General features: G+C 38.6%; 17 protein-coding genes. 5 read left to right on the top strand and 12 right to left on the bottom strand.

The window, feature by feature from the left end:
• The first annotated feature begins 42 nt into the window (after positions 1 to 42).
• Both H6607_04765 and H6607_04760 read left to right on the top strand, forming a co-directional pair.
• Positions 43 to 1,371 carry an N-acetylmuramoyl-L-alanine amidase gene (locus H6607_04765; GenBank protein ID MCB9261667.1) on the top strand — a complete coding sequence of 443 codons (1,329 nt, stop codon included), beginning with the start codon at positions 43 to 45 and terminating at the stop codon, positions 1,369 to 1,371.
• 1,204 nt (positions 1,372 to 2,575) lie between these two features.
• Complete coding sequence (locus tag H6607_04760) at positions 2,576 to 3,994, top strand: MMPL family transporter (GenBank protein MCB9261666.1); 1,419 nt, start codon at positions 2,576 to 2,578, stop codon at positions 3,992 to 3,994.
• Positions 3,995 to 4,170: 176 nt separating this feature from the next.
• Here H6607_04760 and H6607_04755 read toward each other — a convergent pair whose 3' ends face one another.
• Positions 4,171 to 5,622: a TrkH family potassium uptake protein gene (locus tag H6607_04755; protein ID MCB9261665.1), complete on the bottom strand. Its 1,452-nt coding sequence runs from the start codon at positions 5,620 to 5,622 to the stop codon at positions 4,171 to 4,173.
• Positions 5,622 to 6,959 (bottom strand): Trk system potassium transporter TrkA, encoded by a 1,338-nt coding sequence (gene trkA / locus H6607_04750; GenBank protein MCB9261664.1) that lies wholly within the window; start codon positions 6,957 to 6,959, stop codon positions 5,622 to 5,624. The genes H6607_04755 and trkA overlap by 1 nt, the downstream gene beginning before the upstream one ends.
• A gap of 210 nt (positions 6,960 to 7,169) precedes the next feature.
• Here trkA and H6607_04745 point away from each other — a divergent pair, with 210 nt between their 5' ends.
• The 3 genes from H6607_04745 (at position 7,170) to H6607_04735 (ending at position 9,878) form a co-directional block, all read left to right on the top strand.
• On the top strand, positions 7,170 to 7,631 hold the full coding sequence (locus tag H6607_04745) for a hypothetical protein (GenBank protein ID MCB9261663.1): 462 nt from the start codon (positions 7,170 to 7,172) through the stop codon (positions 7,629 to 7,631).
• Between the two features lie 85 nt (positions 7,632 to 7,716).
• The gene (locus tag H6607_04740) at positions 7,717 to 9,438 is read left to right on the top strand and encodes a glycosyltransferase family 39 protein (protein ID MCB9261662.1); all 1,722 of its coding nucleotides are present in this window, start codon (positions 7,717 to 7,719) and stop codon (positions 9,436 to 9,438) included.
• A gap of 59 nt (positions 9,439 to 9,497) precedes the next feature.
• Positions 9,498 to 9,878, top strand: coding sequence for a hypothetical protein (locus tag H6607_04735; protein ID MCB9261661.1), 381 nt, complete (start codon positions 9,498 to 9,500; stop codon positions 9,876 to 9,878).
• A 30-nt stretch (positions 9,879 to 9,908) separates the two neighbouring features.
• Here the strand turns inward: H6607_04735 and H6607_04730 are convergent, their stop codons facing one another.
• From H6607_04730 to fdhD, 10 genes are all read right to left on the bottom strand, one after another.
• Entirely contained in the window at positions 9,909 to 10,328 is a 420-nt protein-coding gene (locus tag H6607_04730; GenBank protein ID MCB9261660.1) for a hypothetical protein, read from the bottom strand.
• A gap of 52 nt (positions 10,329 to 10,380) precedes the next feature.
• Entirely contained in the window at positions 10,381 to 10,881 is a 501-nt protein-coding gene (locus tag H6607_04725) for a GNAT family N-acetyltransferase (protein MCB9261659.1), read from the bottom strand.
• Positions 10,878 to 13,628: a formate dehydrogenase subunit alpha gene (gene fdhF / locus H6607_04720; GenBank protein MCB9261658.1), complete on the bottom strand. Its 2,751-nt coding sequence runs from the start codon at positions 13,626 to 13,628 to the stop codon at positions 10,878 to 10,880. Before fdhF ends, H6607_04725 begins: the two co-directional genes overlap by 4 nt.
• A gap of 4 nt (positions 13,629 to 13,632) precedes the next feature.
• On the bottom strand, positions 13,633 to 14,121 hold the full coding sequence (locus H6607_04715) for a DUF1016 family protein (GenBank protein ID MCB9261657.1): 489 nt from the start codon (positions 14,119 to 14,121) through the stop codon (positions 13,633 to 13,635).
• Positions 14,122 to 14,124: 3 nt separating this feature from the next.
• Positions 14,125 to 15,777: a formate dehydrogenase gene (locus tag H6607_04710; GenBank protein ID MCB9261656.1), complete on the bottom strand. Its 1,653-nt coding sequence runs from the start codon at positions 15,775 to 15,777 to the stop codon at positions 14,125 to 14,127.
• Between the two features lie 138 nt (positions 15,778 to 15,915).
• A complete protein-coding gene (locus H6607_04705; GenBank protein ID MCB9261655.1) occupies positions 15,916 to 16,233 on the bottom strand; it encodes a hypothetical protein in 318 nt (105 codons plus the stop codon).
• A gap of 878 nt (positions 16,234 to 17,111) precedes the next feature.
• Positions 17,112 to 17,309, bottom strand: coding sequence for a type II toxin-antitoxin system RelE/ParE family toxin (locus H6607_04700; protein MCB9261654.1), 198 nt, complete (start codon positions 17,307 to 17,309; stop codon positions 17,112 to 17,114).
• A 260-nt stretch (positions 17,310 to 17,569) separates the two neighbouring features.
• Complete coding sequence (locus tag H6607_04695; protein MCB9261653.1) at positions 17,570 to 18,325, bottom strand: hypothetical protein; 756 nt, start codon at positions 18,323 to 18,325, stop codon at positions 17,570 to 17,572.
• Between the two features lie 155 nt (positions 18,326 to 18,480).
• Positions 18,481 to 19,146 carry a hypothetical protein gene (locus tag H6607_04690; protein ID MCB9261652.1) on the bottom strand — a complete coding sequence of 222 codons (666 nt, stop codon included), beginning with the start codon at positions 19,144 to 19,146 and terminating at the stop codon, positions 18,481 to 18,483.
• 149 nt (positions 19,147 to 19,295) lie between these two features.
• Positions 19,296 to 20,096: a formate dehydrogenase accessory sulfurtransferase FdhD gene (gene fdhD / locus H6607_04685; GenBank protein MCB9261651.1), complete on the bottom strand. Its 801-nt coding sequence runs from the start codon at positions 20,094 to 20,096 to the stop codon at positions 19,296 to 19,298.
• Between the last annotated feature and the right edge of the window lie 65 nt (positions 20,097 to 20,161).

The following is a 20,161-nucleotide window of genomic DNA, read 5'->3' as shown; positions in this document are numbered from 1 at the left end:
GTTAAATTCAAACTTTTCCGGATACGTATATTTGCCCAACACATGCCAAAATATAATATTAAAAAATACGGCAGTTGGCTTATTTTTCCGGTTGCCATACTTGCAGCTTGGTTGTTTTCGGGTAATTCGGTAAAACACACCATTGATTTTAAAGAAGTATCATCAACCATTGATACCCAAAATAATCAGGCGTTTGTAAAGGTTTTGGAATTAAATTTAGAAGCGGAGACTTTCTACAAAAACATCGATTTTGGCTTTAAATATACCAGCTTTATTCTACAATTTGACGGCAGCAAAGACATGATAGATGCGTGGTATAGAACCGAGCAAAAAGAAGAATTTAAACTGGATTCAATACCCTCTACTGATGAGCCTGAAAATGTGTTTCGCTCTCCATTTATCATTCCCAAACAAACTCAATCTTCATTTAATTTTTACACCGGAAAACTTGAGGGTAAGGTGTTGCTTTATCTGTTTTATGCACCAACGTTATCTCTGGATATATCTAAATCATCAAAACAAAGGAAAACCGATGTAGGCTGCGAAAAACCGGATATGATTTTGGGTAAAACGTGGCGTGAAGGATTGCCCGCCTCCACAGGAACCCGCGAAAAAAATGAAGTGCATTTTTGTATTGTCCATCACTCTGCCGGGGCAAACGATAATCATGACTACTTAAACATTGTGAGAAATATTTATCTATTGCACACCCAAACCAACGGTTGGGATGATATTGGCTATAATTTTTTGATTGCTCAAGACGGAACCATTTTTGAAGGAAGGGAAAGCCAAGGAATAGATAGTACCGACAACATAAAAGGGGCTCATTTTTGTGGTAAAAATACTGGAACTATGGGCATTTGCCTGTTGGGAAATTATATGGAAACCTCACCCACAGAGGCCACAAAAAAGAGTTTAGCCGAGCTATTGGCCTGGAAGTGTTTCAAAGACGGAATAACCCCTTTTGGAAGCAGTTTTCATGAAAGTGGTGGTGCTACCTTGGCACATATCGCCGGACACCGAGATGGTTGTTCCACCGCCTGCCCAGGCGATTCGGTATATCAAATGCTTGATTCTTTAAGAACTCAGGTAGAAGTAAAAGTGAATGCCTGTAATTTGGCTTCTATGTCGGCCGAAGGCATTAAAACACTGAAATGGCATTATAAGCCGGTGCTTGACGAATTTGTTTTTGAGCTCCCTGTAAACACAGTATTTGCCCAAATTTATGACGTTAGGGGAAGTCTTATTCGCTCCGAAAAGGTTTTGAATGCTGAAATTTTCCAATGGAAACAACCCACCATAAAAGCAGGATATGTACTATTCACAACTTCAAACGGAAAAATATTTAGCACTAAATTTTTGGCACAATAGAGCATCTCAACAATCTATCTCTATTATCCAAACAGCCACATACTCAAACATCATTTTATTCCCCATTTTCGACATTTCAAAATGCATGAAGGTTAATTAATCAATTTAACTACCTTTGCAGCCCTTTTACGGTATGTGGGAAAAAGTATCTGTTTTTGTGCTACGCAATCGATTGGCGATAATCCTCTCGGTTGCAATATTAACCGCGTTCATGGCTTACAAAGCCTCGCAGGTTGAACTTACGTATGATAACCCCAAATTTATCCCCGACAAAGACCCTGAATTTGTTGCTTATCAGGAATTTAAGAAAACCTTTGGAGATGACGGAACCGTATTAGCCATTGGTATTAATTCGCCAAAAATAAACGACAAAGATTTTTTCAATGATTGGTGTAGTCTATCTGACCAAATTGAAAAAATGGACAGCATCAAGAAAATTCTTTCCGTGGCCAATGTTACAAAATTGGTGCTTCAATCAGAAGATTCTTTGTCGCCAAAATCTTTTGTTCAACAAGAAATTGTAACACACCAAGCGGCCTCTGATGAAGAGGTTGATTCATTGCTCTCAGAAATTAGAAACCTTCGATTTTATGAAGGTATTTTGATAAAGGATACCGGACATTTTACCTTGATGGCCATAACCCTCGAAAAAGGATTGCTTGATTCTAAAAAGCGTATTTCGTTTGTAAACAATGTGGTTGATTTGGTAAATAAAACCTGCAAGAAACATGGGGTGGAACCACATTACTCCGGTTTGCCTTTTATCAGAACCCGGTTTTCGAGTATGGTGCAAGAAGAGCTGCAATTGTTTACCATCATTTCCATGATTGTAACAGGACTGATTTTATTATTCTTTTTCCGCTCCTTTTATACCCTGTTTTTCTCACTACTTGTGGTGGGTGTTGGCGTGGTTTGGAGTTTCGGTATTTTGGTGCTGTTAGGATACAAAATAACTATGTTTATTGGGCTATTACCACCGCTTATTGTGGTAATAGGAATTGCAAACTGCATCTATTTACTCAATAAATATCATGACGAATTTAGAGCCCACCAAAACAAAATGAAATCCTTGCAACGGGTTATTAGCAGAGTGGGCATTGCCGTATTTTTCACCAATCTTACCACAGCTATTGGCTTTGGCGTTTTTGTATTAACAGGTAGCACCGTGTTAAAAGAATTTGGCCTTACTGCCTTTTTAAGCGTAATGTCGGTATTTGTCATTTCCATTGTGCTCATACCACTCATTTTTAGCTACCTGCCAGAGCCGAGTGTAAAGCATACAAAACATCTTGATGGAAAATTCCTAAACAAAATCATCGATCGGTTATCAAAAATTGTTAGCAATCATCGCAAACTCGTTTATGTGGTTACCGGAGCGGTGGTTTTACTGATGTTTGTTGGGTTGGCTCAGCTAAAAACGGTGGGTTTTATGGTTGATGATATTTCAAAATCGAACAAAATCTATAAAGATTTAAAGTTTTTTGAACAGAATATCAATGGCATTCTCCCTTTTGAAGTGGTGCTTGACACACGACGAAACGGAGGAATTTCCAGCCCAGACATTCTTAAAAAGATTGACCGTTTTGAAAACGAACTTGCCAAACATCCGGAGTTTTCAAAATCTATTTCCGTTGCCCAGGTAATCAACTTTGCCCGACAAGAAGCCAACGACGGAGACCCCCGTTTTTATGGCCCACCGAATAAACTTGAGCTGAGTACTTTGGTTGGTTATTTATCGAACAATAAAACCGGCAAAGACGGCAAAATGATGGGTAGTTTGGTTGACACAAACAATCAAAGAGCTCGTATTTCTGTACAAATGGCCGATGTAGGAAGCAACAGAATTAAGGCCTTAAAAAATGAAATTTCGGCAATGGCCGACTCTATTTTTAACTATAAAGCTAAGAAAATTGCTGTGCCTACGGATTCGATTGTTGGAATATTCCCGAATGACTTTGACAGCTCGGTTATGGACACCATCTACCATAACGAGTACTTTTGGAAATTTGCCGAAAAAGAAGACAGCAATCAAGTTTATTTAACAGGAACCTCCGTTATTTTCTTGAAAGGCAACAATTATTTGAACAAAAATCTGATGGTAAGTTTGATTGTAGCCTTTTTAGTAATTGGCGGTATTATGGCCACTATATTTACATCCATGAGAATGATTATGATTTCTCTAATTCCTAACATTATTCCGTTGCTTATTACGGCAGGATTGATGGGTTATTTTGGGGTAAGTTTAAAGCCAAGCACCGTATTGGTTTTTAGTGTTGCATTTGGTATTGCTGTTGATTTTACTATCCATTTCTTATCGAAGTATAGAATGGAGTTAAAACGCAATAATTACAACATTAAAAAGGCCGTAAAAAAGGCGTTGAACGAAACCGGAGTGAGTATGATTTATACCTCCGTGATTCTTTTCTTTGGCTTTATCATATTTGCAGGTTCCTCTTTTGGTGGCACTATTGCCTTGGGTGTTTTCACTTCGCTGACATTGGTGGTTGCACTGTTTACCAATTTGTTGTTGCTACCCAGTCTTTTATTGAGCTATGATTTGGCAAAAGAAAGAGCCAAGAAAAAAGCAACACCTCTGATTGATTACCCTGACGAAGAATCTTAATAAGTTGGTTTTTAGTTACCTATAACCTCTTCTTTATAAAATCAATTTGGTTTTTACGAAGTAGTTCTTAACATTCTTAAAGCGGACATCTGCATTATTTTTTTTAACCATTAAGAAATTTAGAGTATTAAGTCTTTTACGCGAGGTTCTAATACTCATAAAGCGTTAAATCCAAATTAATTGTTTCTCCAGAAGTTGGGCATCAACAGCATTAAAATGGTAAACAGTTCAAGCCTTCCGAGCAACATTAAAAATGCCAAAAACACCTTTGCACTTTCAGGAAATATAGAAAAATTGTTGGCCGGGCCAACATCACCAATTCCAGGGCCTATGTTGCCCAAACTTGAAATAGTAGCTCCTGCCGAAGTAAGAATATCATAACCATAAAGGCTCATAACGATGGTTCCAACCAAGAAAACCGTTAAATAGATAAAGAAAAATGCGAGGATGTTATAAACAATTTTTTGCTCCACAGCCCTGCCGTTGTACCGAACGGGTATAATGGCTGATGGGTGTAGCAAACGTTTCAATTCGGCTAATCCGTTTTTGACTATTAAAACGTGTCGAACAATTTTTATGCCCCCAGCCGTAGAACCGGCCGAGGCTCCAAAAAACATCAACAGAAAAAAAGCCAAAGTTAAAAAATAGCCCCAAGTGGTATAGTCGGCGGTGGCAAAACCCGTGGTGGTAACAATACTCAGTACATTAAAAAGTGAATCTCTGAAATTTTGTTCAAGTCCGTGTGCATTCTGAAATGAGAGGGTAACGGTAGTCACAATGGTGGTAAGCACTACCAACCCAAGATACATTCTAAACTCTTCGTTCTTTACAATTTCTCGCCAATTGAGTTTTATAATGAAATAGAACAACGTAAAATTTACCCCACCAAAAAACATAAAAATGCTAATTATATAGTGAATCATGGGCGAATTGTATGCTGCCACACTGGCATTTTTGGTAGAAAAACCTCCGGTAGAAACGGTTGTAAACGAATGATTTATAGCATCATACCAAGTCATTCCGGCAAAACGTAGGGCAATGATTTCTAAAAGAGTAAAGGCCGCATAGATATACCAAAGGCGTTTGGCCGTTTCCGTTATTCTTGGGTGAAGTTTGCTCGTGCTGGGGCCTGGAGACTCTGCCATGAACAACTGCATACCCCCCACACCCAAAATGGGGAGAATAGCAACAGTAAGTACGATAATTCCCATGCCACCCATCCATTGGGTTAAACTTCTCCATAGCAAAATGCCTTTGTGAACGCCTTCTATATCGGTCAACACAGAACTTCCGGTGGTAGTATATCCACTTACGGTTTCAAAAAAAGCAGATGAAAAACTTGGTATGGTTCCGCTTACAATAAACGGGAGACTGCCACTCAGCGACAGTGCAAGCCAACCAAGTGTTACAATGAGATATCCGTCTTTCTGTTTTAACTTTTTTTGATGATCTCGGGTAAAATACCAAGCCAAAACACCCACGTTTATAGAAATAGCGGATGATAAAAGTATGGCCATAGTATCTCCTTCTGAAAAATAAATACTGGTTGGCAAACAAGTCAGCATGAAAATTCCGTTTAGAATAAGCAGCAGACCAATAAGGTTTGTAATCAGTTTAAAATTAAACATCAGAAGAATTTTTCAACGTCTTTAATTATCGAAAATTTAGCCAAAACAACCACTTTATCCCCTTTTTGTATATGGAAATCTCCACCCACAATGTGGCCTGTTCCACCCCTGATTACCCCACCTATAATTGCTTCCTTCGGAAATTTTAAATCTCTTACCGGCTTTTGAGTTATTTTAGAATTTGGCATCGCTATAAACTCCAATACTTCGGCATCTACACCGTGTAGAGCGGCAATATTCGTAACATTTGCACCCCGCACATATCTAAAAATATTGTTTGCGGCAATTAGTTTTTTGTTGATTAAAGTATCAATGCCAATGTTTTGGGAAAGGTTTATGTAATCCATGTTCTCCACCAAAGCAATGGTCTTTTTAACTCCATGCGATTTTGCCATCAAACAAGACATAATATTGGTTTCTGAGTTTCCCGTAACGGCAATAAAGGCATCCATCTCGCCGATATTTTCTTCTTCCAACAGTTGGACATTGTGCCCATCACTATTGATTACCAAAATATCCGAATATTCATCGGCTATTTCATGGCACTTTTCGGCATTTTGTTCAATCAATTTTATGTTTCGGCGTTTCTTTATTTTGTTGATGGTATTCAATCCCACCCTTCCAGCTCCCAACATCATCACATTTTTTATGCGATGAACCTCTTTTCCGGTAAGTTTCATAATTTCCTCCAACCCTTCAGGTACGGATAAAAAATACACGTGGTCGCCCAATAAAAAGCGATTGCCGCCTCGGGGTACAATTGTTTTGCCTTCTCGTTGAATGGCCACGGTAATAAAGTTTAACTTTGGGTTTAAAGCTGCCGTTTCGGAAATTGTTCTATCCACCACCGGAGCATCGCTGTTCAAATGAATACCGGCCAAAACCAATTTGCCCATTTCAAACTCAAAAGCATCCGTAAATGCCGACCGTTTAATCAACCTCCAAATCTCTTTTGATGCAAGCTCTTCCGGCGAAATCATAACATCAATGCCCAATTGTTTAAAATCAATCGTGCATTTTGGATCAAGAAATTCCGTACTGTTAACTCTTGCGATAGTTCGCTTGGCTCCCAATTGCTTTCCTATGGTGGCCACCATAAAGTTTACATTTTCTGATGAGGTAACCGCGATCAATAAATCTGCATCTTCCACATCTGCCTCTTTCAAAACCTTTATGGATGTGGCATTTCCTTTAATGGTAATAACATCCAATTGGTCTTTGGCTCGCTCCAAAATGCGTGCATTATCATCTATCAAAACAATGTCGTGCGATTCGATTGACAACAATTTGGCAAGGTAATATCCAACTTCACCGGCACCGGCAATAACAATGTCCATCTTTTTTTAAAACAAGGGGCAAATGTAAAAATAGATATTAATGGATGACAACAAACATCAAAAATACGCAACCCATTTTATCGTTTTTCAAGATTTTTGGGGAGATTTAAACCTTTTAAAAACCATTCTCAGCTATTTTTAAAAAATAGTATGACCAATTATAGTTTTATAAATAAAATTTCTAATTTTGCCGACCCAAAATTTTGACAGATGACAGTTACAAGATTAGAAAGAAAAGCAAGAAGAAATAAAACTAAAGCGAAAGAAAGAACTGCCGCCATTAAGCGAAATATCAAAAGAGTTTACATTAAATCTCCGTTCAAAGAGGAATCTGGAATTATTTTGGACGGTGATGTATTCAGCATTGCTCAAAATTTAAGCACCGGAACTGTTGCCGCTGCAAAACCTAAAAAAGAGGCTAAAGGCGATGACTTGACCAAAGTGGAAGGTATCGGACCTAAAATTGCCGCTGCTCTAAATGCCGTTGGTATTAATACCTTTGCAGAATTGGCTGCTAAAACTTCGGAAGAAGTAAAATCAATTTTGGATGCTGCTGAAGGAAATTTTGCCGCTCACGATCCCGGAACTTGGCCAAAACAAGCCGAAATGGCTGCCAATGGTCAATGGGATGAGTTGAAAGTTTGGCAAGACGAATTGTATGGTGGGAAATAATACATTTTGAATACTTTTTTTAAGAAAGGTCTCCAAGTTGGAGACCTTTTTTTATTCATAAAAAAACGAAATCTATATTTGTGAAATGTCCCGAATAAAAAACGTATCGCTTATTGTCTGTTTTTTGGCAGCTTTTCTTTTTACGGCTACCCGTTTTTACTATCCGAGATACGAACAAAAATTTAACCTGACCACTTGGGATGCACTTGGATATTATTTCTATCTTCCATCAACCTTTATATACCACGATGTCAGCACCTTAGATTGGTTTCCACCGCTTGATTCTACCTATCATTTAACGGGCGGAAAGCTGTATCAAGCCAACCCGCAACCCACCGATGGACGATATGTTTTTAAATATTTGGGTGGAGTTGCTGTGCTGCAAATCCCATTTTTTGCCGTTGGCCATCTCATTGCCTTAAACACAGATTATCCAGCGGATGGATTTTCGGCACCCTACCAATATGCTTTGGGTTTTGGCATTCTTATTTACGTAATCCTCTCCTTCTTTTTATTGAGAAAAATTCTACTCCGATTTTTCGATGATTTAACTACTAGTCTTACTCTCGTGGGGGTTTTGCTGGCATCCAATTTCATCCAATATGTTTCTGTAGATAGTGCCATGAGTCACGCCTACATTTTTCCGCTGTATGTGCTGCAACTGTATGCCACCATAAAATGGCATGAAAAACCAAAAGCAAAATGGGCATTTCTTTCGGGCTATCTCATTGGTTTGGCCATGATAAGCCGGCCTACAGAAGCGTTGATGTTGTTGATTCCTGTTTTTTGGAACACCCAAAACAAGGAGGCAGCAAGCCAGAAATGGGCGGTTGTAAAACAAAACAAACCACACATTGCCATTGCCGCTATTGCCGGATTGGTGGGCATTTTGCCCCAATTGATTTATTGGAAAGTTGCCACGGGTGGTTGGGTTTATGACGTGGGTAGTAAATGGGATTTTTTAACCCCACACTGGCAAGTGCTTTTGGGTGGCGAAAAAGGTTGGATTATTTACACACCTATTGCATTGTTTTTTCTTTGGGGAATGTTTCACATTGGTAGGTTTCCGTTTAAAAAATCTGTCATACTGTTCTGTCTATTAAATATTTATGTCATCATATCTTGGCACGATTTTAGGTATGGTGCCAGCTATTCGTGTCGGGCATTGTCGCAAAGCTATCCCGTTTTTGCATTGGCTCTGGCTGGTTTTATTGACTGGTTTCGACAAAAGAAATGGTGGAAATGGGTGGAATATCCGGCCATTGTGTATTTAACTGCTGTTAACCTTTTTCAAATTCTGCAATACAACTCCACCGTTTTGCACTATTACGACAGTAATTTTAAATACTACAAAGCCATTTATTTAGATAAAAATCCTACCCCTTTGGATATGAGTTTATTAGACACAGATGAGCTAATTGGTAATGAAAAGAACTACAAAAAGGAAGAAATATTTTCTTTGACCTCTAAAACTATTGCCGCCGACTCGCAAGGTGTATGCAAAATTTTTGAGTCTGGCCTAAATTCTGATAAAGAAACATGGCTAAAGGTAGAAGGTGATATTTTGACCGAAAATAAAAATGATTATGCCGAAATAAGAGCCTTTCTCCTCTCTCAGGATAGCACTAATTTAAAGGCTTTCCGGTTTTACAACCCTCTAACTATGTATAAAGGAAATGATTCGTATGCCTTTTATCGAAAAGTGCCAAAAATGTTCAACCACTCCAATTTTTCGCTTGAATTAAAAACGGAAGTTGGAAAACAATTTGAGCTTCGGAATTTGAGAATTTTTAAGTTAACTCGCTAAAAACTATAAAGGTACTTTAAACAGGTGGCATTTCTGAACATAAAAAATATCTTTGCCACATGAGAACATTAATTGTAACCCTTGTGGTTTTATTTGTCGGGCAAATTGCCTCCGCCCAAACAGCTGACTCTTTACTTGGTACTTGGAAATATAAAAGCATTTATGCCGAAAAAGGGAAAAGCGTTGATCCAGCAAGTCTAAAAATGGCCGATGCTATGTTTGCTGATTTAACCATTAAGTTTGAGCAGAACGGTGTTGCCACGCTCAGCATGATGGGCAAGGATGAAGACGGCCAATGGACATACGACGAAAAGAAAAAAACAGCAACAGTAAAATCTAAAACAGGAAAAGAAACCCTAATCGTTATTGATAAATACGAAACAGACACCATGCATTTGCAATTAGGTAAAGCTCTTGTGGTGGTTTCGCGAGAGGAGTAAAACTTTTTTTGTCAATACGATACGGAGATTTTATTCCTTATTCGTTTCTTTTTCTCTTTTCATAAAAAAGAGTATTGAAATAACTAGTACAATATCTGCAATGTAAACTAGAATTGTTGCAAATTCATATAGATAGTTTTCGTTTCCCAATAAACCTGGACTAAACGATTCAATTATATTTAGCAATGGCATTGGGAGTGCCAAGATCAAAGTTCCGCAAAATGCTAAGTTGGTAATTTTTCTATTCTTATTGTTTAAAACCGTCAGAGATACCGCAAGGATAAACAGCACTACCCATGCAAAAATTACAACAACCACCCACGATGATAAAATGGGTGTGTGCCAACCGGGAACTACACTGAAAGCAAGTGAATGATAAAACAACAGAGCGTAGAAAAGACCAACTGTTGCAAGTATAACTCCTTGCTGTTTGATGAAGAAATGGAACATTTTTAATGATTATAACCTTTCACAAAAAAATACATTCCAAAACTCATGACTTTTACATCCTTCTCACTGCATACACCAACTCATCTTGGATAATCCCATTTTTGATGATGGTCTTTTCAAAACGGGCTTCGAGTTTGAATCCGCTTTTTTCTAAAACCCGCTGCGAGGCTTTGTTTGTAACATAAGGTCGGGCAAAAATTCGGTTGATTTCTAAATTTTGAAAGCCAAACTCCACAATTTGCCGAACGGCTTCTGTTGCCACACCTTTTCCCCAATACTCCTCTCCTACCCAATATCCAATCTCGGCACTCAATTTAAAAACATCGTCCAACGGATGAATACCAATGGAGCCGGCATATTCACCATCTACCTCTATGGCAAAAATGTTGTGTCCCGGATGTTCGAGAGCAAAATTGATGAACCATTTGCCTGCCTCTTCGGTATATGGGTACGGAAATTTGTCGGTCAGATTATTGGCAATCTTTGGATTGTTAGCCAACAACACCAGTCGTTCTAAATCATTTTCCGAAAACTTCCTGAGTTTTACAATCATTCGTTTATTTCGGCCTTTGCTTCGGCCATCATCTTGTATTTTCCTTTGCTTTTTCTTATTCTACAGCTAACCACTTTATACTCAGGGCATTTTGCTTCCGAACAATGTTCGTCGGATGTGATGATGTTTAACATAATTTCAGGAAAATGGAACGTAGAACTCAAAATTCCGGGTTTCATTTCGTCGGTTACCAAAGCTTTAATGTCCACCTTGCCACGAGGTGATTCTACGCAAACCATATCACCGTCTGCTATACCTTCTTTGGCGGCATCTGCCGGATTAATGAGTAAAACATCCTCGGTCAAAATTTCTACATTGCCCGTTCTTCGGGTCATAGCCCCGCAGTTGTAATGCTCCAACTCTCTGTTGGTGGTAATAATATACGGAAAATCCTTTCCATACTTCTCAATTTCATGCGACTCCTCAAAAGGTTTAAAGGTAAATTTACCTTTTCCGCGTTTAAACTCGGTTATATGAAGCATTTTGGTATCGGTTCCATCAGGCATCACAGGCCACTGCTTTCCGTTTGTACCTAAATTTTCCCAAGTAACTCCAGCAAAAAACGGCACTATTTGCGAAATTTCTTTCAGCATTCCTTCGGCAGTATAATCAGGCTGCTCATATCCCATTCGGTTCATCATGTCAACGATGATTTGACCATCGGTTTTAGTTCCTTTCAATGGCTCAACCACCTTGTTTACACGTTGTATTCTTCTTTCACCATTAGTAAAAGTTCCTTCTTTTTCTAAGAAACTTGCCCCAGGAAGAACCACCGTAGCATATTTTGCCGTTTCTGTCATAAACAATTCTTGAACCACCAATAAATCAACGCTTTCCATAGCCCTGATGACTTTGTTGGTGTTCGGATCGGTTTGCACCACGTCTTCACCGATAATCCAGAGAGCTTTTAAGTCGCCATTGATAGCAGCTTCAAACATTTCAGGTATTTTATAGCCAATATGGCTTGGCACCTCTCGTTTGTAAAATGTATTGTATCGGTGGTTTATCTCCGGATTTGTAACATCCAAATATCCCGCACCTTGATGTGGCTGAGCACCCATATCAGCTGCTCCTTGCACGTTATTTTGACCTCTTAATGGGTTTACGCCCGCTCCTTTTTTGCCAATATTTCCGGTAATCATTGCCAAATCGGCAATAAGCTGAATGGCAAATGTGCCTTGAGAATGTTCGGTAACACCCAACCCATGAAACTCCATAGCCGCCTTTGCACTTGAATATGCTTTGGAAGCAGCTTTCACTAAGTTACGGTCAACTCCGGTTAAACGCTCCATTTCATCCATGTCCAACCGCAATATCTCGGCCTTCATTTCTTCAAAACCTTCGGTTCTGTTAGCAACAAAAGTTTCATCCACCCAACCTTCAGTAATTATGAAATACAGCATCATGTTCAGCATGGCTACGTTGGTGCCTGGTCGGAGCTGCAAATGATAGGTAGCATATTTTGCCAATTCTATTTTTCGTGGGTCAATAACGATGCTCGTCACACCCTTCATAAATTTTTGTTTGATTTTAGCTCCCGTTACCGGATGGGCATCCGTTGGGTTAGCACCAATCACCAAAATACAATCCGTATATTCCAAATCTTCGATGGAGTTGGTAGCTGCCCCGGTGCCGAATGCTCGTTGCATACCCAATGCCGTTGGCGAGTGGCAAACCCTTGCACAGCAATCAATATTGTTTGTTCCCACAACCGCCCGAATGAATTTTTGCATCAAATAATTCTCCTCGTTCGGCGTTCTAGCCGATGAAATCCCGGCAATAGAATCAGGCCCATGTTGGGCTTTTATTCGATTTAACTCACTCGCAATGTGGTTGTAAGCCTCATCCCACGTGGCTTCTACAAACGTTCCGTTTCGTTTAATTAGCGGGGTTCTTAATCTGTCAGGATGGTTGTAAAATTTAAACGCATATCTTCCCTTTAAACAGGTATGTCCGCCGTTTGCCTCAGCAGAATAGGGTGCTTGAATGGATAATATTTCACCGTTTGAGGTGCTAACCTCCAAATTGCAACCCACACCACAATAGGTGCAAATCGTTCTGGTTTTGGTTTCGGCTTGTATAGATTTAGATTGAAATACATCCGAAATGGCCGACGTTGGGCAGGCTTGGGCACATGCACCACAGCTCACACAATCCGACTCCATAAAAGAAACATCCTGCCCTTTTACAATGTGATTGTCAAAACCGCGTCCGGCCATACTCAATACAAATTGTCCTTGCACTTCATCGCAAGCACGCACACAGCGATAGCAATTAATACATTTTGACAAATCGGAAGTCATGTATGGATGGCTCCAATCTTTTTGCCTATCCAAATGATTTTTTCCTTCAGGATACCGTACTTTTCGAATACCTACCTGAGCCGCCACATCCTGCAACTCACAATTTCCATTCACCTCACAAGTCAAACAATCGAGAGGATGGTCTGTCAACACCAACTCCATGATGTTTTTTCGTAGTTTTTGCACTCCGGCAGAATTGGGGTAAATGTACTGTCCAGCAGCCACGGGTGTATGACAAGATGCCATTGTTTTCGTTTTACCATCTTGCTCCAACGACACATCTACACTGCAAACTCTGCAACTACCAAACGGCTCAAGGTTTGGAGCATCACAAAGCGTTGGTATAATATTATCCTTTCCGGTAATGCGTTTTACAAATTTTAATATCGTTTCTCCGGGTAAAAACTCGTGAGCTTCGTTGTTGATGTATGCTGTATTGTTCATGTTCTTATGCCAATTGTCTTTTTAGATAATTTTCCATTTCTTCTTTGCTTGGTAGTTGGGTTAGGTATTTCTGGACAAATATATTTTCGTCCATTCCTGCAATTGCGTATTCAACTAAAGTGTTATTTTTATCGGCTGCCAACAACATACAGACAGTCTGCAATTGGGCAGACAGTGTCTGCCCAATTATAAACATCTTATAATCAGTATTTTCAACTAAAAAATTGCCAAAATATTCATAGGTTAAATAAAACTGTCGAAACAGCTTTAAGTTTCGAGCAGACAAACCAGAATCATCTAATTCATTAGCCAAATTTTGAATTAAATTTTCACCGTAACTTGCTCTTTCTTCTCCCTTTTGTTCAAATTCAAAAATATAAAATCCAATCAACCAATTGCGAACAGTCAAACGCATATTCACAGCTCGTACTGCATCTTCTCGCAGTGAAGTATTTATGCCCTGAATGCTATTTACAAGGTTGTTAAATTCCATTTCTTAACCCAAATATTTTCCCAATTCCCCATCAAAATACTGCAACGCATTTTTTACCGGTAATGGAATTCCACCACCGTGGGCACACAGCGAGCCAGCCTGCAAGGTATCCAACAAATCGTTGAGTAATGTGCGATCTATTTTGTAATCTTCGTGTATGGCTTTGCTAAATAATTCGTGGCCTCGTGTAGTTCCCAATCGGCAGGGGAAACATTTCCCGCAGCTTTCGTAGGCTGCAAACTCAAACAAATGTTCGAGGTATTTTATCAGCTCCATTTTTTCGGGAATACATACCACTGAGGCGTGTCCCAACAAAAATCCATTTTGAGCAAATGATTCAAAATCAATGGATAAATCGTTGATTTTTGATACTGGAACAATGCCACCCAACGGGCCACCAATATGCATTGCTTTTACCGGTTCTTTAAATCCACCGCCCAGTTCGTTAAAAACGGTTTTAAGTGGAGTGCCCATTTCTACCTCATAAATGCCCGGTTTGTTGAAAAAAGAATCCAAACAAACCAGTTTGGTTCCGGTTGATTTTTCGGTACCTAATGTTGAGTAGGCCTCTCCCCCATTTTCTATAATCCAATGCACTGCGGCCAACGTTTCCACATTGTTTACAATGGTTGGTTTATTAAACAATCCTTGAACGGCGGGAAACGGCGGACGTGTTCGAACCTCAGGTCGCTGACCTTCAATTGAGTTTATCAGAGCAGTTTCTTCGCCACAGATATAGGCACCTTTGGCTTTTATAATTTTAAAATCGAAATTAAAGCCACTGCCTAAAATGTTTTCTCCCAACAAATTGGCCGCTCGAAGCTCATCAATGGCTTTTTGAGCGGTTTCAACCGCTTCCGGATATTCTGCTCGGATATACAAAATACCCCAATTGGCTCCCATGCAGTAGCCGCCCACTATCATACCAAACAATACGGAATGTGGTCGTTCCTCCAACAAATATCTGTCGCTGTATGCACCTGGGTCGCCCTCGTCGGCATTGCAGATAATAAACTTAGTATCCGATTCTGACTTTCGGCAAAAATCCCATTTTACACCCATCGGAAAACCAGCACCACCGCGGCCCCTGATGTTTGATTTCTTTATTTCATCCAACACCTGTTCAGGTGTTTTTGCAAACACGTTTTTCAGCAAACCATAATGATTATCAAAACTTGAAAAGGATTTTGTCAGCACCTCTTTGGTGGCTTGAACGTTGTATGTATCCACTGGTTGCAATGCACCTTGCGTGGTCAAAATTTCGGTCAAATTGTTCACGGCATTGCCCGAATAATTTAATCCTCCCACATGAAAAGCTGCATTTTCATGACACCTTCCCAAACAGGTCATGTGGCCAATTTCTTCTTCTTTAAAGTGCTTTTTTAATTCGTCAGAAACCTTTCCCTGTGTTCCGGCACACAAACACGCCGACCCATTGCACACATACGCCTTTTTACCCTGATTTTCCGGTTTTAAAAAATCGTAAGCCGTGATGGTGCCGTAGGTATTGGCCTTACCAATCAAAAATTCTTTTGCCAGTTTGTCCAAATCGTTTGCCCCAACCGTTCCGCTGCTTTCGGCAGCTTTTCCCATTTTGTCAAACAGATTGTCAACAATGCCTTTTCGGCCTGATAATTCACTAAGATTTTTAGACATCGTGTCTCTTTTTTCTTTCCTTTACTTCAAAAGTCAAAAATAGGGTTTTTGATTGGTTCTTAATGTTTGTTCAAATAAATGGTGTTGAATTTGATATTTGACTTGTGATTACGAGCTCATAAAGTATTCACTCTAAACTCAACTTCTATCAATGTCACATATTCTATTAAAGGCTCTCACAATCTCAAACGGATCACCAGAAGTCCAGAAAACGACCGTTTCTTCATATTTCTTAACAATATGATTTATACGAACACCATTGAAAAAATGGCCATTCAAAGGTTTTATTGAGGTAATATCTTCCGGGTTAAAAATTAATAGTCCATTTACTCCAAGCATGGCAAACATTCTAACTTTTAAGGTTATATTGTTTTTTGATATAGTCAAAGTTGCAAACGGCCATGTTGCATTGGCCATTCCAACTCTGGCACCACCTCTAAATTTAGCTTCCTCCATATTGTTCAATCGTATTTTGAGATTTTGCTATTTAAGGGTAAAACAATTTGAAATTTCCAATTTGCCATAATCAACTGAAACTAATGATTGAGTTTCATTTTAGTTTTCAAGATTTCATTCCCGTATAATTGGGCAATTGTTAGGCCACACACAAAAGTATAAAATGTGTACATACAAGTTAGTGTTAAGATTTTTTCGAAGAGAGTAGCACCCAAGCACAAGTCGGAGAGATACTCATTAAGGTAGTAAAGGAGACTAACTATTGCGATATGAATAACTCCATAAAAGCCAATATTCAAGCTCCCGAAAATTTTGTAAAGTAGAAATTCCGATAATAATGCATCTAACATTAATCCTAATATGAAGGCCGATTGGGTATCATTTGGCGTAATCATAAACAGAATCCAAAGTATTGGGCGGGTCATCCAAAAAAAGGATTTATTCGATTGCTCTAATGCCCAAATTGCTATAGTTTGAGCCAGAGGAGCCAATATAAAAATAATGAGTAAATAAATGATTCCCCCTGTCAGACTTATTAAGTGTGCCAAAAGAGTTAGACCAATCCAAAATAACAACCAATATCTATGATTCTTAAATTTCACACCTATAGTGTTTTAAGTTCCTACAAAACGATTTAGAATATTCGATGTGACACTCCTACCTTTAGAAATTCCATTTACCTTCTTACTGTTTTGCCTCCAGCCAAATATAATTTGTTTTTTGCGACTACCTATTGCTCACGGCCTATTCTTTGGGTTTCGTTTGCTGTGAAAAGTGGAAAGCACTCGAACCACTTTCTTATCTTCATCAACCACAAAGTATAGCGAATGTGTAAATCTGTGAATCTTCAAAGCTCGAATATTTTTATATCTAACCCTCTAATACGGGATTTCCTGCAAGGTTTGGTATGCTTCTTTAAGTGCTACAACAAACTTTTCGGGAGCATTGCCGCTGTACAAACAGTAATAATCTATTGCATTTTCAATTTCTTTTTGGGCTCTTGGCGAAATGATAATGTTAAACGCCTTACTTTTTGTTGAGTTGGTTGATGGTATAGTACTCCCCAAAAATATCATTTTTTACTTCTTTTTCATCGTTTTTTTCAACTACGTCTGCCTACGAAATTAATAAAGAAAATTCAGAAATGAGAAATTACATTAGACTCATTTCTGAATCTTTATATCTTGGATTACTGGTAACGGTTAGTATATGAAAAGTAGGCGATTTCGAAGCACAGAACTTTCGGTTAAACACAAAGTTCAATACGAGCCAAAATCATTGAATTTACTAATATTTCGCCTATTTTTTATATACATTGTTGTTGTGCGTTTTTTTTTTAATTCCACAATCTGAGTATGAATGGTTTCAGTATTTCCAATTTTCCACTAACCTTTTCCAACGGAATTTTTGTTGGGCTACTAAAATTCACTTTCTTATCTATTTCACTATTTCTAAATGACATTATTTTGGCAGAAATTATTTTTCCAAAACTGGTCACGACACGAACTTTTGTTTCTGGACAGTAGTAAACATTTCGTCCTTCATATTGTAGGGCTTCTATTTCAACTTCATGTTTTAGTTCGTCAGATGACAGTTCAACTTCAAAGGTTCTTTCTGGTGCTTCTGCAAACAAGACATTGTATGTTTTATTGTTGTCAAAATAGTACCAACAATTGATCTCTTCAGTGGTCGGTTTGTATATATATGAGCCAATTCCTATCAACATTAACAGAGGAACTAAAATGAATTTCTGCATAATAGTACTTAGAAATTTAATCTCAGTTTGAGTCGAGAATAGAACTCCCATACTCAATAGAAAAGGAATGATACCTATTAACATTCTTTGATAATTTCCTACATCGAAGAATATTACAAATCCAATAGTTTCAGCACTAAATACCATCCAAAGACAAGCCGAAATAATGAAAATTAAGTTCGCTTTTTTATGTTTACTAATTCCCGCAATAATGGCAATTACAGTTAATACAGTAAGGAAAGGAAAGTGATGTCCAACAGAAAATAATTTAGTCCACGCAATTAGTAGTCCCCAAATCACTAACAAAATTAAAAGGATGTATTTAAGTATTCTCATCGGTTTTTTTTAATGCACACAACGGGTTGGGGCTTGGCGATGTGGCGGATTTCGAAGCTCTAAACTGTCTACCAGCACTGAACTTGATACGAAGCACAAAGCTACATTTAAGCACTGAACCCGCTTTTTTGCCAAACGCCTGTTAGCACTCGTTTTTATTTTATTGTTAGCCAAAATTCCCCTCCCCAATGACAAGAACCAAAATCTACATAATATCGTCCTTTGTCGGTTTTGGTAAATGTTATAAAATTTCCTTCATCCATTATTCCATAAGAAACCGATTTAAATTCCTTTTTTGTGGAAGTAGAGTCACTGTATAATGTTGCACTAGAAACTGTCCCGCCATATGGAAAGATTACTTTAATGCTGTCTTGGCAACTTTCTGAAACATTAATAAACTGTTCCTTTCCTTCTCTAATGTCATTGGTTGTAACTAAATATTGTCCGTAACTTAATTTTATTTGGTTAGTTGAATACTTGTCCAAATTAGTCTTAAAACTGAACGAATTTGGCTTGTCTGAAGATTGTATCTTAAACTTTACTTTCAATGTAATTGGACTGTTCTTACTCAGAAATATTGTGTCGGTTTGTGTAAGTATTTTATTATCTTTGAGAAAAGAAAAGTCAAATTGGTCTAAAGAAAATGAATGAACTTTTATCTTTTTTACAGACTCAGTCGTTATTTTAATTTCTATTTCTACCTCCTGTCCAATGCAGGTTTGAACAACCCCTACTTCGTCAGGAAACAAAATATACACTTCGTCCTTTGGCTTAAATGAAGTCAAGAGTAGAAAGGTCAAAATTACTGTCAATATTTTCATACGTGTCGTCTTTTAAAATGAGTGCTAACATCCGTATATACCCAATACAAACAACCTATTACGCATATTTCCATTATATAAAGAGTCATTTGCATGCTTATATATTAACTTTTTTTCAGTCAAATATAGCCCATTTAACACAATAAAAATCACAACCTCACTCGCTCAGCCCAGCTATACGCCGTCAGCTTATCCGTTCGGCAAAAACCTAATAAGGTGATGCCGTATTTTTCGGCCATTTCTACGGCTAAACCAGATGGGGCGGAAATGGCAGCCAGCATCGGTATGCCGGCATAATAGGCCTTTGAAACAATTTCATAACTCACCCGGCCGCTGACCAAAATGATTTTGGCCTGCTCCATTTTTTTATTGTTGAGTAAATGCCCAATAACCTTGTCCACCGCATTGTGGCGGCCTATATCTTCCATGCAAGCCAGCATTTTTTTGTCGGCTCCAAAAGCCGCTGAGGCATGGCAACCGCCACTGGCTATAAAAGTTTCCTGAATAGCGGCCATTTCATCAAACATGGCATTTATTTCTTTCAGTGTAAATGTGGTTTGGTCGGTTATGGGGTTTCCACAAAGCTCAATACCCGACAAATCTTCTTTTCCGCAAATGCCACAACTCGATACCGAGGTTAACGACCGATTGCTGGAATAGCCAAAGTCGAGCATATTTTCTGGAATAATAGCGTTTATAGCCGATATATTTCCAACCGTATCAATACCCGTAGTTTGGGTTTTGAGGATTTCATTTTTTTGGGTAAAAACATTTTCGCTATGCAAAATACCCCGCACCAAATCTGCCTCATTTCCGGGAGTTTGCATGGTTACGGAAAAAGGTTTGTCGTTTACTAAAATTTGCAACGGAGTTTCATACGTCAACACATCTTTTACTTCCTCCCTTTTTTGGGTGGTGAATTTTTGTGCACTATGTGTCGACGTTTTCATTTTTTATTGTGTGCTTAGGTAAGTGTGCCAAGTTATTAGAAGTTGTCTTATCTCACCTCGATAAC

This window comes from Flavobacteriales bacterium (genome assembly GCA_020635395.1).
Taxonomy (GTDB): Bacteria; Bacteroidota; Bacteroidia; order NS11-12g; family UBA9320; genus UBA987.
This window is presented reverse-complemented; position numbering and strand designations above follow the sequence as displayed.

What these genes read in the sequence shown, in the direction of transcription:
- H6607_04725 (MCB9261659.1), bottom strand. Translation starts at nt 10,881, where the DNA reads ATGATTGTAAAACTCAGGAAGTTTTCGGAAAATGATTTAGAACGACTG.
- H6607_04715 (MCB9261657.1), bottom strand. Translation starts at nt 14,121, where the DNA reads ATGGAATTTAACAACCTTGTAAATAGCATTCAGGGCATAAATACTTCA.
- H6607_04695 (MCB9261653.1), bottom strand. Translation starts at nt 18,325, where the DNA reads ATGAGAATACTTAAATACATCCTTTTAATTTTGTTAGTGATTTGGGGA.
- H6607_04705 (MCB9261655.1), bottom strand. Translation starts at nt 16,233, where the DNA reads ATGGAGGAAGCTAAATTTAGAGGTGGTGCCAGAGTTGGAATGGCCAAT.
- H6607_04730 (MCB9261660.1), bottom strand. Translation starts at nt 10,328, where the DNA reads ATGTTCCATTTCTTCATCAAACAGCAAGGAGTTATACTTGCAACAGTT.
- H6607_04765 (MCB9261667.1), top strand. Translation starts at nt 43, where the DNA reads ATGCCAAAATATAATATTAAAAAATACGGCAGTTGGCTTATTTTTCCG.
- fdhF (MCB9261658.1), bottom strand. Translation starts at nt 13,628, where the DNA reads ATGAACAATACAGCATACATCAACAACGAAGCTCACGAGTTTTTACCC.
- H6607_04690 (MCB9261652.1), bottom strand. Translation starts at nt 19,146, where the DNA reads ATGAAAATATTGACAGTAATTTTGACCTTTCTACTCTTGACTTCATTT.
- H6607_04740 (MCB9261662.1), top strand. Translation starts at nt 7,717, where the DNA reads ATGTCCCGAATAAAAAACGTATCGCTTATTGTCTGTTTTTTGGCAGCT.
- H6607_04755 (MCB9261665.1), bottom strand. Translation starts at nt 5,622, where the DNA reads ATGTTTAATTTTAAACTGATTACAAACCTTATTGGTCTGCTGCTTATT.
- trkA (MCB9261664.1), bottom strand. Translation starts at nt 6,959, where the DNA reads ATGGACATTGTTATTGCCGGTGCCGGTGAAGTTGGATATTACCTTGCC.
- H6607_04710 (MCB9261656.1), bottom strand. Translation starts at nt 15,777, where the DNA reads ATGTCTAAAAATCTTAGTGAATTATCAGGCCGAAAAGGCATTGTTGAC.
- H6607_04735 (MCB9261661.1), top strand. Translation starts at nt 9,498, where the DNA reads ATGAGAACATTAATTGTAACCCTTGTGGTTTTATTTGTCGGGCAAATT.
- fdhD (MCB9261651.1), bottom strand. Translation starts at nt 20,096, where the DNA reads ATGAAAACGTCGACACATAGTGCACAAAAATTCACCACCCAAAAAAGG.
- H6607_04745 (MCB9261663.1), top strand. Translation starts at nt 7,170, where the DNA reads ATGACAGTTACAAGATTAGAAAGAAAAGCAAGAAGAAATAAAACTAAA.
- H6607_04760 (MCB9261666.1), top strand. Translation starts at nt 2,576, where the DNA reads ATGTCGGTATTTGTCATTTCCATTGTGCTCATACCACTCATTTTTAGC.
- H6607_04700 (MCB9261654.1), bottom strand. Translation starts at nt 17,309, where the DNA reads ATGATATTTTTGGGGAGTACTATACCATCAACCAACTCAACAAAAAGT.